Consider the following 12350-nt stretch of genomic DNA (forward strand, 5'->3'; position numbering starts at 1 on the left):
TATTCCTTCCTCGTGATGTATGACTTCCCACAAATAGTGGAATAAATGTATGCATAGTCTGCTTGTATATTATTTTTATCATGAAATGATCCATATACTTACTAGGCAATAGAAAGGAATACATACATTGAAAGATCCAAATTCTCAATATCAAATAGACTACGTATTACTATTCATCTTATTTGCCATTGGGACTGTTAGTTGCTTTGCAATTGCAAGTGCACAAGCCTCTTTACCACCATTTTTGCAAAGCGTAAATTTTGTATTAAAGCAAATCCAATGGTACTTCATTGGATTTATAGCCATTGGTATGATTATGATTATTGATTTCGATCGTTATCAAAAAATTGCTTGGTATTTATATAGCTTTGCATTGGTACTACTTATTGGACTAGAACTTCAAGTACCAGGTGCTGTTACAATAAAAGGTGCTACCGCTTGGTACAGGCTTCCCGGCCTCGGAAATTTCCAGCCGTCTGAAATTATGAAATTGTTTTTAATTATCGTCACTGGACGAATTATAGCAAATCACAATGAGAAATATTTTTTCCGGACAATACACGGCGATTTTTTATTACTCGGAAAAATATGTGCAACGAGTTTGCCACCCCTACTACTTATTGCAAAGGAACCTGATTTAGGAAACACAATGGTAATTTCAGCTATGCTCGCAGCAATGATACTAGTTTCTGGTATACGTTGGCGGTTTATTTTCGGATTAGTTTCCGGTATCTTTGCTGCTGGCGTTACATTAACGTATATTTTTTTTACTCATACAAAATTCTTTAAAGCACACATTTTACAAGAATATCAACTAAATCGCTTCTACGGCTGGTTAGCGCCATACAAATATGATGCACAAGGCTATCAATTAAGACAAGCTTTCTTAGCTACTGGATCAGGGGAAATGCAAGGAAAAGGTTGGGAAAATGGACAAGTATACTTTCCAGAACCACATACAGATTTTATTTTCACCAATGTCGCTGAGCAATTCGGATTTTTAGGCGCAAGTGTCATTATTTCACTTTTTTTCTTACTTATTTTCCGCATGATTCATATAGCTTTAGAAAGTAATGACCCTTTCGGTAGTTACATCTGTGCTGGTACAATCGGAATGTTTACTTTTCAAGTATTTCAAAATATCGGGATGACCATCGGATTACTACCTATTACAGGAATCACATTGCCCCTTATGAGCTACGGAGGAAGTTCCTTACTCACATACATGATAGCGCTTGGATTCGTTTTAAACGTTCGCTCAAGAACGAAAATCTTTATGTTTAAATGACGTACAAAAACAGTATATTTTTATCTCTATCCTTTTTTAGATATACTAATGAAAAATATGGTGGAGGTTTAAATATGAAATTTGACATTATAGGGGATATTCATGGATGCTTTCAAGAGTTTCAAGATTTAACGACGAAACTCGGATACAACTGGAATAGTGACCTGCCGTTTCACCCTGACCAACGTAAGCTTGCATTTGTTGGTGATATTACAGATCGCGGCCCTCATTCATTACGTATGATTGAAATTGTATGGGAACTTGTCATAAATAAAAAAATAGCTTATTACGCTCCGGGAAATCACTGTAATAAACTATACCGTTTTTTCCTTGGGCGTAATGTGACAATCGCTCATGGACTCGAAACAACTGTTGCCGAATATGAAGCACTGCCTTCTCATAAACAAAACATTATAAAAGAAAAATTCATCACACTTTATGAGCAATCCCCTTTATATCACGTACTCGATGAGAAAAGGTTAATTGTATGTCACGCTGGAATTCGGCAAGATTACATAGGAAGACAAGATAAAAAAGTACAAACCTTTGTATTATATGGCGATATTACAGGAGAAAAACATGCTGACGGCTCTCCTGTCCGTCGCGACTGGGCAAAAGAATATAAAGGAAAAGCTTGGATTGTATATGGACATACACCCGTTAAAGAACCTCGCTTCGTAAATCATACAGTCAATATTGACACTGGCGCTGTATTTGGTGGCAAACTAACCGGACTACGTTACCCTGAGATGGAAACCGTGTCCGTCCCTTCCTCCCTGTCTTTTGTCCCTGAAAAATTTCGCCCAATTTCATAACTATCCTTATTTCAGATACCATTCACAAATTACGAGGATTACCGTATCATTTAGGCTGTTCTCCTATAAAAACTAGGTAAAGTAATTAAAAAAAGATGCAATAAAGTGCATCTTTTTTTAATTACACGGCATATACTGTCGCAGGAGGTGACAGAATGAAGAAAAAATCTTCTAAACAAAAAAGAAAATGCCCGCCTTTTTATCTACCCATGTACGGAATTAACAACTGGTGCAGCATTCGAGCTGCAGCTTTAGAAGAACCGGACGGACAAGGGGCTTCCCCCAAAAACAAAGCTAAACCAAAATATGTCTCTTTAGAAAATGCTGTAATGAGCCGCATAATCGATAATAGAAAAACAAAGATGCAGCAAAAAAATAAACCTCTCTCTACTCACCCTGAACAGATTGTGCCTTCTGAGCAAACAGAGAAAAATACAGAAGAAGACATCCCTGTAGCAATTAATAAAAAAGCAGAATCAGAAATTCCAGCTGCTATTATAAATCAAGTGAAAAAAATGAGAGAAGCATTAGCACCATCCAATGATATACAAACAGAAAAAACGATCATAATTCAAACTCCTACACCTGAAAATACAAAAGTAAAAAAAGGCGGACGGTATGCACATGCAGAGGGGCTTCACTCTAATGCAGAGGGTACAGCTTCACATTCAGAAGGGCTTCTTACACACGCAAAAGCTTCTTTCTCTCATGCGGAAGGATCAAAAACGAAAGCAACTGGACATAGTTCCCATAGTGAAGGAAGTGAAACGACAGCAGGTGGCTCTTATTCTCATGCAGAAGGTAAACATACAATCGCTTTAGGCGAAGCAGCACATGCAGAAGGAACCGCGACTATCGCTAACGGATTCTCTTCTCATGCGGAAGGTAATCATACATCAACAGCTCATTTTGCGGGTAGCCATATTATGGGGCGCTTCGGCATAGCAGAAGAATCTTATTCTTGGTTTATTGCAAACGGCACAAATGAAACCGATCATAATATCGGTGCAAAGTGGCTTGCTCATAATGGGGAAATGTATATTGATGGCGCTTCTTACAATGCAAGTGGAACTGATTTTGCACAAATGTTTGAAACAGCAGACAATCATTTTATTGATGTAGGTTATTTCGTTACATTTAGTAGCGAAGAAAAAATTCGGATCGCTACTTCAAATGATTCATTCATTTTAGGAATATCTAGTGCAACCCCTGCCCTTATAGGAAATAGCGGTGCTTTAAGTTGGCAAAAACGCTATAAAACAGATAACTTTGGAAAACGCCAATATGTACGTACGGAATCGCAAGACATACAACCTCTTTTAAATACAGAATGGGATCCAACTTGCAAATATATAGCAAGAAAAGATCGTACCGAGTGGCTTCCTGTCGGATTAATTGGACAAATGTTAGTACGCGATGACGGCACTTGCGAAACGCATGGATATTGTCGTCCAAATAACGATGGCATTGCTACAAAATCCGAAAGTGGCTTTTTCGTTATAAAGCGCACGGGTGAAAATCAAATTTTAATATTATTCCGCTAAGAAAAAGGGAACAAAATTCTTCGTTACATAAGAATTTTGTTCCCTTTTTAAGTATGCCTTAATACCTCTTCCATATCGCTTGGAATCGTTGTAGTGAAAGACATTTCCTTCTCTAAAATAGGATGATAAAACGTCAAAGATGTACTATGAAGTGCTTGACGTTTTATCACATCTCTTCGTCCTCCATATAAATCATCACCAAGTAACGGGTGGCCTATATGAGCCATATGTACACGAATTTGATGCGTTCTTCCGGTCTCAAGCTCAAGTGATACATGTGTCTTATGATTGGCGCTATCCATCATTCTAAAATGAGTAACTGCTCTTTGCCCATTTTCACAAACGGTTCGCTCAATAATGCTATCCGATTTTCGTCCAATCGGTGCATCAATCGTTCCTTCTCGTTCTATCATCTCACCGTGAACAATTGCTTCATATGTTCTTTTCACAGCTTTTTGTTGATGCTGTTTCGATAAAAGATGATGCACGAAACGATTTTTTGCAATAAGCATAAGCCCTGAAGTATCACGATCTAATCTTGTTACGATGTGCACCGTACTTGCAAGATGCTGCTTATCATAATAAGATAAGAGCGCATTCGCAACACTCCCTGCCGGATGTTCTCTAGACGGAATCGTTGACATGTTCGCCTCTTTGTTTATGACAAGAACCGCATCATCTTCATATACAATACTTAAAGGGATATCTTCTTTAATCATCCCTTCACTTCTTTCTTCCACTGGAAAAAAGACACGTAATTCTTCACCAGCTTGCAACTGATGACGAACACTCGCATGTTGATTATTTACTTCAATAGCTCCGCCGCGAAATTTTATATCCGTTAAGGCGGCTTTAGAAATCCCTTTTGTTTTTAAAAATTCTCTAACTAAAGTTCCCTCTTCAGCCGATTCTATATCCCATTTCAATGTAAATCTGTTCAAATATATAAACCCTTTCTATTTATCTGCAACAAACGAGTCACGAACTCGTTTCCAGAACGGGAATGGACGGAAACGAACAAATCGTACTTTCTCGTTTGCAACGCGATACTGGATTGATTTCACATCTTGATGAACCATCGTTAAATGGTCCACCGTAATTTGTAAGTTCATTCCTGCAGCCGGCTTCAACACACATGTATGATGCTTCGGCAATACGAGTGGCGAGCCTACAGTACGAAACACACGGTTATTAATAGATGCCATTTCTGCAATTTGAATCGCTTCAATAGAAGGGTGAATAATCGCTCCGCCAAGCGCCTTATTATACGCAGTACTTCCCGAAGGAGTAGAAATACAAAGACCATCTCCGCGGAACGTTTCAAAGTACTCTCCGCGTATTTCTACTTCTGTTACTAATGTACCTTCTGCACTTTTTACAGTTGCTTCATTCATCGCCAAATACTGTGATTCTTTACTCCCATTCACATAGCGAATAATCACTTCTAAAAGCGGATATTCCACCACTTGGAATGGTGTTTTAGCAATTGCAATTACTAATTTCTCTACTTCTGTCGGTAACCAATCTGCATAGAAACCTAAATGCCCTGTATGTACACCAACAAATGCTGTTTCATCCAATCGATTATAATAACGATGAAACGCGTATAAAAGCGTTCCATCTCCCCCAACAGAAATTACAATATCGGGTTCCTTTTCATCCATTATAAATCCAAAATCTAGCAAGTATTCTTTCATCGTGCTTGCCAGTGTATCTGATGATTGATCTCCCTTTGACATAATTGTAAATTTCATCGCCCAACACCCTTTAGTTTATGATTCGGAATCCTTCGTTTCTTGTTTTCTTGAAAAAGCTTTCTGCGCTTCTTGAATCTCAAGACGAATAGAAGACATTTCTTCATCTAATAAAAACGCCGCTTCCGCTGCGCGTTGCAAGCGTATTTTAATATCTTCAGGAAAACGTCCACTATATTTATAATTTAAAGAATGCTCAATTGTTGCCCAAAAATTCATTGCTAACGTGCGTATTTGGATTTCTACCAATACTTTTTTTTCTCCCTGAATCGTTTGAACGGGGTAACTAATGACAACGTGATAAGAGCGATAGCCGCTATCTTTCTTTTGCGTGACATAATCACGTTCTTCCACGATTTCAAAGTCATTTCGTTTTCGAAGATATTCTACAACAGGCTTAATCTCATCAACAAATTGACACATCATTCGAAGGCCCGCGATGTCTTGCATATCTTCTCTGAGCCGATCCAGCGGTACATTTCTTTTCTCCGCTTTATCAATAATACTAGCAACCGACTTTACCCTTCCTGTTACAAACTCAATTGGAGAATGCTCTGTTAACATTGCAAATTGAGTACGCATTCCTTTTAGTTTCACTTTCAGCTCTGCCACCGCTTGATGGTAAGGTGCTAAAAATTCTTCCCAATTTCGCTTCATTTCAACCACCACCAAAATCAATCCATTTGCTTATAGAAATACTTTTTCTACAGCAGTTACTAGTTCTTCTCCGTAATTTGCATTACCTTCAATATTTTCAACTAAATATTCTACTTCTTCTTTTAAATTTTCTAATTCCATTTCAACGTCATTCACACGAACGAACATTACTATATCGTTATTCATCGCTTCATGCATTGCTTCCCAGCATGTGTGCGGAATACTTACATAAATGAAAGATGATTCGTTTTCTAAAATATATAAAAATGATAAATTGTCTGAGTCGACAAGTACGTGATTACGCGCACTTAACTCCTTTACCTCTATTTCATTATTTTCCGCACAAAAAATAAGCGCATTCTCTCTCTTTTCTACGCTCTTAACTTGAATTTTATTTTGCATGCTCTAACTCCTCCATCTCAACTTCCTGTCTTACTTAACAGTATTATTGTATCATAACATGGACGCAAACAAATAAAACATTGAACCAAATTTATGAAAAAGCGATAATGTGTAAAGAATTATTTTTTAAAAGGAGCGCGCATACAATGACACAAGAAATTGAAATTGAATTTAAAAATATTGTGACAGAAGAAGAATTCGATACATTATGTAAATCATTCTCTATTGAAGTATTTACGAAACAGGTGAATCATTACTTTGAAACACCAGGCTTCTCATTAAAAGAAGCTGGCTCTGCACTTCGTATTCGTCATAAAGGCGAAATTTATACATTAACATTGAAACAACCTGCAGAAGTCGGCTTGTTAGAAACGCATCAAGTCGTAACAGAAGACGAAGCAAGAATGATGATGGAAACAAACGTAATCATTCCAGGGACTGTAATGGATCAACTACACAAATTACAAATTCCTGTTTCCACTTTAACTTATATGGGTAGTTTAACAACTGAAAGAGCCGAAACACTATTTGAAGGCGGAACGCTTGTCTTTGATCATAGTTTCTATTACAATCACGATGATTATGAAATTGAATTTGAAGTGCAAGATGAAGAAACAGGAAAAGCTGCATTTATTCATTTATTAAAACAGCACGACATACCAATCCGTCATACAAATAATAAAGTAAAACGCTTTTTCCTTGCCAAACAAAACAAAGCACGCTAAAGTGAAAATTCCACTAGTGAATACGTTCTACTAGTGGATATATCTCACTTTTTAAAAGGAAAAGATTCTTTTACATTTGAAAAATAAGCAAAGAACGTTATGAAGGCTGTTTATTTGCCCTCTAGAACATTCCATTGCTACAATAGATATACATTTCATGGAAAAAGGAGTTTATAAAGGATGAGCAAGCAACCGATGACACCATTTGAAGCAATTGGCGGTGAACAATGCATTGCAATATTAGTAGACACGTTTTATTCCTATGTCAGTAAACACCCTGACCTATCTCCCATCTTCCCGGATGATTTAACAGAAACCGCTAGGAAGCAGAAACAATTTTTAACGCAATATTTAGGTGGTCCTAATTTGTACACTGAAGAACATGGTCATCCTATGTTAAGAGCACGCCATCTTCCGTTTGAGATTACTCCAAAACGAGCAGAGGCTTGGCTATCATGTATGGAGCAAGCAATGGATGACACAGGAGTGCACGGTCATATAAGAGAGTTCGTTTTTGAACGTTTAGCGTTAACCGCTCAGCATATGGTTAATACTCCAAACGAAACAGGTGAAGTGTAATGGATAAGCAGGAAGCAAAGCATATAAATATGCCATCTCCTTCCGCATGTGAGCATAAGTCTGTAGAAGCATATTTATTTATTGATCCACTTTGTAAAGATTGCTGGGAAATTGAGCCCTTTATTATTAAACTATGGCTTGAATACGGGAAATACTTCTCTATTCGTCATATCGTAACAGGAAAAGTGGACGGAACGAACGCTTCCTCACACAAATGGAATAAACCTGCTAATATTCGATTTGTGTGGGAAAAGACAACAAGTTTACAAGGTTTTTCATGTGATGGAAAGGTACATATGCAAGAAGCATCGTCAACACCATATTTAGTTTCGATGGCAATTAAGGCAGCGGAGTTACAGGGCCGAAAAGCAGGTTCGAAGTTTTTACGAAAACTCCAAGAATACATTTTCCTTGAAAATGTATCAAACCCTGACTGCGAATTATTACTTGCCTGTGCAAGAGATAGCGATATTGATGTAGAAGAATTTAAAAAAGACCTACATTCCGCTAGCGCAAAAAAAGCTTTCCAATGTGACTTGAAATTTACAAATGAGATGCATATTACAGAAATACCTTCTCTCGTATTCTTTCATGCAAATTCAGATGAAGAAGGTATTAAAATCGCTGGAACATATTCCTACGACGTATACGTACAATTATTGAAAGAACTTGTAAAATGTGAAATCGAGCCAGAACCATTACCACCTTTAGAAGTGTTACTAGAAGCAACGCAATTTATATCTTCAAAAGAAGTAGCATTTATATATGACTGCTCGCAGCAAGAAATCGAGCGTGAACTGAAAAAATTACAACTGAAACGAAAAGTACAAATGATTGACGTAAAATGTGAGCGTTATTGGAAATGGATAGCAAAAGAAGAAGACCTGGTGTAAAACACCAGGTCTTCTTCTTTACGGCTTATAAAAATATTAAAGGGGATGGGAGAAATTTTCACGTTCAAACAAAGGGGTATATGTTTGTATGTGAATTCGTTCACGCTTATTATATTACAAGATTCGACGTCAGATGACAACCCCTTTTGTCGAATTTCACACTTTTGTCACATTCTAAACGTTTTCATTTCTGAATAAGCTATAAAAAAGCTATTTTGGAGGTGTTCTGTATGAAAAAAACATATATTTTACTTATCTTACTAGCTGTCATCGTTTCTTTTTTCTTGTACATCCTCTCTCTACTACAAGCTTTTCCTAAAATTATTGCCTTCCCTCTTTTATTTGGAGTCATTGTCATCGCTCTCTCTTATTTCAACCATAAAAAACGATTTAAAGGGTTTTAACTACAAAAATCACCTGTAAAACTGCCTTCTAATTTAGAAAAAAGAAAGAAATTCACCTTATTCTTTCGACAAATATCGACAAAAATATTTAAAACAAAAAAGACGAGGGAAATTCCTCGTCTTTACAATTACTTCTCTTCAAATAATAATGCTTCTAATTCATTTAATTTCTCTTCAAATACTTGTAGCGCTTCTTTTACCGGTTCTGGAGATGCCATATCTACTCCAGCTTTTTTCAGCACTTCAATTGGATAATCTGAGCTTCCTGCTTTTAAGAACTCATTAATGTAACGTTCTACTGCTGGTTGCCCCTCTTCTAAAATTTGTTTAGATAAAGCCGTTGCTGCACTAAATCCTGTTGCGTATTGGTATACGTAATAGTTGTAGTAGAAGTGCGGAATACGAGACCACTCTAAACCAATTTCTTCATCGATTACTAAAGCATCACCGAAATATTTCTTATTTAAATCATAGTAGATCTCCGTTAACATGTCTGGCGTAACCGCATGTCCTTCTTGTACTTTCTTATGAATAATATGCTCAAACTCTGCGAACATCGTTTGACGGAATACAGTACCACGGAATCCTTCTAAATAATGATTTAATAAGTATAGACGCTCTTTCTTATCTTCTGTCGTTTTTAATAAATAATCGTTTAGAAGTGCTTCATTACAAGTTGATGCTACTTCCGCAACGAAGATTGAATAATCACCGTATACGTGCGGCTGCGTCTTTCTTGTATAGTAACTATGCACGGAATGACCGAACTCATGAGCAAGTGTATATAAATTATTTACATTATCATGCCAGTTCATTAAAATATACGGATTTGTTCCATATGCACCAGATGAATATGCTCCGCTTCGCTTTCCTTTATTCTCATACACATCTACCCAGCGATTTTCATATGCTTCTTTTAAAATGTCAACATACTCATCACCAAGTACATTTAAAGACTTTAATAACATGTCTTGTGCTTCTTCATACTTCACGTTCATTTTCACTTCTGGTACAAGTGGTGTATATAAATCATACATATGAAGCTCATCAAGTCCTAGTGCACGCTTACGAATATCAATGTAACGATGTAGCAAGTGTAAATTATCATGTACAGATTCAACAAGTTGATCATATACCGCTTCAGGAATATTATTATTACTTAATGCCGCTTGACGTGCAGAATCGTATTTACGAACACGCGCATTGAAATTATTACGTTTCACAGCTCCGCTTAACGTACTTGCAAATGTGTTCTTATATTTTCCGTACGTTTCATATACAGCTTTGAATGCATCTTCGCGCACACGACGATCATCACTTTCTAAAAACTGAATGTAACGACCATGTGTAATTTCCACTTCTTCTCCATCCTCACCTTTAATAGATGGGAATTTCAAATCCGCATTATTCAACATACCAAATGTATTACTTGACGCACTCATTACTTCAGATGCTTCTGCTAATAGAGCCTCTTCCGCTTCAGATAATACGTGCGGGCGTTGACGCGTAATTTCTTCTAATGCATGTTCATATACACTTAAGTCTCTATTTTCTGTCAAGAATGTTTGCAGTGTATCTTCTGAAATCGATAAAATTTCAGGCACAATATATGCTGTGCTACTAGATACTTGTGAAAATAAATTTGTTGCGCGGTCATTTAACGCTTGATACACAGAGTTTGTTGTATCTTGATCGTAACGCATATGTGCATATGTATATAGCTTACCTAATCGCATTGAAATTTCGTCTTCATATTGCAATGCTTCAAGTAAATTGTTCGCAGAGTCACCAAGTTTCTCTTTAAATTCAGTTAACTTCGGTAATAGCTCTTTAATAGCTTGGAATTCTTTTTCCCATTCTGCATCTGTTTGGAAAATATCTTCTAATCGCCACGTACTTGATTCTTCAATTTCTTTGCGATCTGGTAATGTTTTTACTGTGTTTTGTTCAGACATCCTTTAAGCCCTCCTTTAAATATCTCTACTTACATACAATTCGATTTTTTCTTATGTAATTCCTTCACGATCAGTCTTTATTATATCCCCTTTTCCTTCTCTCATGTTGTACTTTGCCTCAAATAAAGATAAGGCATATGCTAAGCAAATTTCATCATATTTCATAACTTCCTCCTCTGTTTTTAACATAACTACCTCTCTTTTTTTCCGGTACTTATAAGTCCCTACTTTCTGCAATACACCTGTATAACATAAAAATGTCATATATTCAGCAACTGCTACTTTCCATATATGCCGTGAAAAGTACGGGAGCATGCGCCTTTTCACATACGTTTTCACATAACTACATACATATTGAAGGGAAATACAATCCCCTACCGCAAGCTCACCTATACACTTTATATATAGAAAAGCTTGCCATATAAATGGATTTGTTTGAAAAGCAAATGAGGACGGGAGTGGCACACCGATTTCAGAAGGAAAATTTGCTGGGGTACATTTACATTGATATAAGAGGCGTAATAGTGACTTATGATTGTAATTCCAAATCGGCAGCGCATTTTGCCGAAAATAGCTCTTTCGCTTTTTCCATTCCTCACCTAATGTTTTTTTTCGGAAAGAGACGGGAGAAAAGAGCATTTCAAAAGTAGTCGTTTCAGTTGGTAAGTAGATAATATGTGAGAAAGAGACGCTTGTAGAAAATGAAGTGAGAAACGCACATTTCATAAATAATTTTTGTTTCGAACAGAAGAAAATAAGAAATGGCTGAGGATAAGATTGTAAGGAGAAAGCCATAAGTGAGGAGAATTTCATCCAATATGCTGATTGCCTTTTCAATTGATTTCCACCAATGATCCAAATGACCTGTATACCAGCTCGCCAATACGAATAGGTTCGTTTGTACAGCTGCTCTATAGAGAGATTAGCGCATTGATATTCAATCGCAATTGTTCTCCCTGCTCTCTCTATGAAAATATCTGGTCGTTGCTGAATTTCCGGAAGATAGTGCTCTATATACACAGGAAAGTTTTGACGTTTGAACCACCTATATAACAATTCTTTACCGTGCATATGATACATAGATTCTGCTTCATAAAAGGCAAGACACGCGTCCATTTTCTTATGAGCAAAATGCCAACTTTTTTGTTTCCCTAATTTCATTTGCACTTCCTTCCCGCAAGCTATGCAAAAGAAGCTTTCCATTTTACGCATACGATGTAAAAGCTCTTCATCATGATGATAGAGTAGATGAATTTTTTCTCCGTTTTCTCTTTTGGCGATAAACATCGGAATCACACCCTTTCAGCTCCTTATATTCTACAATTTATTACAAA

13 protein-coding genes are annotated in these 12350 nt (G+C 36.8%); 7 read left to right on the forward strand and 6 right to left on the reverse strand.

Annotation, left to right across the window (positions count from 1 at the left end; genetic code table 11):
* The first annotated feature begins 127 nt into the window (after positions 1-127).
* The 3 genes from ILS93_RS14500 (at position 128) to ILS93_RS14510 (ending at position 3647) form a co-directional block, all read left to right on the forward strand.
* A complete protein-coding gene (locus ILS93_RS14500) occupies positions 128-1288 on the forward strand; it encodes an FtsW/RodA/SpoVE family cell cycle protein (protein WP_064476804.1) in 1161 nt (386 codons plus the stop codon).
* A gap of 74 nt (positions 1289-1362) precedes the next feature.
* Positions 1363-2103, forward strand: a complete 741-nt coding sequence (gene prpE, locus ILS93_RS14505) for a bis(5'-nucleosyl)-tetraphosphatase PrpE (RefSeq protein WP_064476805.1) — start codon at positions 1363-1365, stop codon at positions 2101-2103.
* 155 nt (positions 2104-2258) lie between these two features.
* Positions 2259-3647, forward strand: a complete 1389-nt coding sequence (locus ILS93_RS14510; RefSeq protein ID WP_064476806.1) for a peptidase G2 autoproteolytic cleavage domain-containing protein — start codon at positions 2259-2261, stop codon at positions 3645-3647.
* A gap of 47 nt (positions 3648-3694) precedes the next feature.
* Here ILS93_RS14510 and ILS93_RS14515 read toward each other — a convergent pair whose 3' ends face one another.
* Genes ILS93_RS14515 through ILS93_RS14530 form a run of 4 tightly spaced genes read right to left on the reverse strand, consistent with a single transcriptional unit; the run spans position 3695 to position 6460 of the window.
* Complete coding sequence (locus tag ILS93_RS14515; RefSeq protein WP_064476807.1) at positions 3695-4588, reverse strand: RluA family pseudouridine synthase; 894 nt, start codon at positions 4586-4588, stop codon at positions 3695-3697.
* Between the two features lie 15 nt (positions 4589-4603).
* Entirely contained in the window at positions 4604-5401 is a 798-nt protein-coding gene (locus ILS93_RS14520; protein WP_000673190.1) for an NAD kinase, read from the reverse strand.
* Positions 5402-5419: 18 nt separating this feature from the next.
* Positions 5420-6058 (reverse strand): GTP diphosphokinase, encoded by a 639-nt coding sequence (yjbM, locus tag ILS93_RS14525; RefSeq protein WP_064476808.1) that lies wholly within the window; start codon positions 6056-6058, stop codon positions 5420-5422.
* Positions 6059-6088: 30 nt separating this feature from the next.
* Positions 6089-6460 carry a UPF0738 family protein gene (locus tag ILS93_RS14530; protein ID WP_001179996.1) on the reverse strand — a complete coding sequence of 124 codons (372 nt, stop codon included), beginning with the start codon at positions 6458-6460 and terminating at the stop codon, positions 6089-6091.
* Positions 6461-6606: 146 nt separating this feature from the next.
* Between ILS93_RS14530 and ILS93_RS14535 the strand changes: the two genes are divergently transcribed.
* The 4 genes from ILS93_RS14535 (at position 6607) to ILS93_RS14550 (ending at position 9061) form a co-directional block, all read left to right on the forward strand.
* Positions 6607-7185: a CYTH domain-containing protein gene (locus tag ILS93_RS14535; protein ID WP_064476809.1), complete on the forward strand. Its 579-nt coding sequence runs from the start codon at positions 6607-6609 to the stop codon at positions 7183-7185.
* Between the two features lie 180 nt (positions 7186-7365).
* A complete protein-coding gene (locus ILS93_RS14540) occupies positions 7366-7764 on the forward strand; it encodes a globin domain-containing protein (protein ID WP_000043382.1) in 399 nt (132 codons plus the stop codon).
* Complete coding sequence (locus ILS93_RS14545) at positions 7764-8657, forward strand: ClpXP adapter SpxH family protein (protein ID WP_064476810.1); 894 nt, start codon at positions 7764-7766, stop codon at positions 8655-8657. The genes ILS93_RS14540 and ILS93_RS14545 overlap by 1 nt, the downstream gene beginning before the upstream one ends.
* Positions 8658-8887: 230 nt before the next feature.
* Positions 8888-9061 (forward strand): hypothetical protein, encoded by a 174-nt coding sequence (locus ILS93_RS14550; protein ID WP_046957017.1) that lies wholly within the window; start codon positions 8888-8890, stop codon positions 9059-9061.
* Positions 9062-9189: 128 nt separating this feature from the next.
* On the opposite strand, the gene pepF is transcribed toward ILS93_RS14550, so the two are convergent.
* The gene (gene pepF / locus ILS93_RS14555; protein WP_222660760.1) at positions 9190-11016 is read right to left on the reverse strand and encodes an oligoendopeptidase F; all 1827 of its coding nucleotides are present in this window, start codon (positions 11014-11016) and stop codon (positions 9190-9192) included.
* Positions 11017-11067: 51 nt separating this feature from the next.
* Positions 11068-12312: a competence protein CoiA gene (locus ILS93_RS14560; protein WP_064476812.1), complete on the reverse strand. Its 1245-nt coding sequence runs from the start codon at positions 12310-12312 to the stop codon at positions 11068-11070.
* Between the last annotated feature and the right edge of the window lie 38 nt (positions 12313-12350).

Source organism: Bacillus sp. 16GRE42, from assembly GCF_019837435.1.
In the GTDB taxonomy this organism is placed as follows: domain Bacteria; phylum Bacillota; class Bacilli; order Bacillales; family Bacillaceae_G; genus Bacillus_A; species Bacillus_A wiedmannii.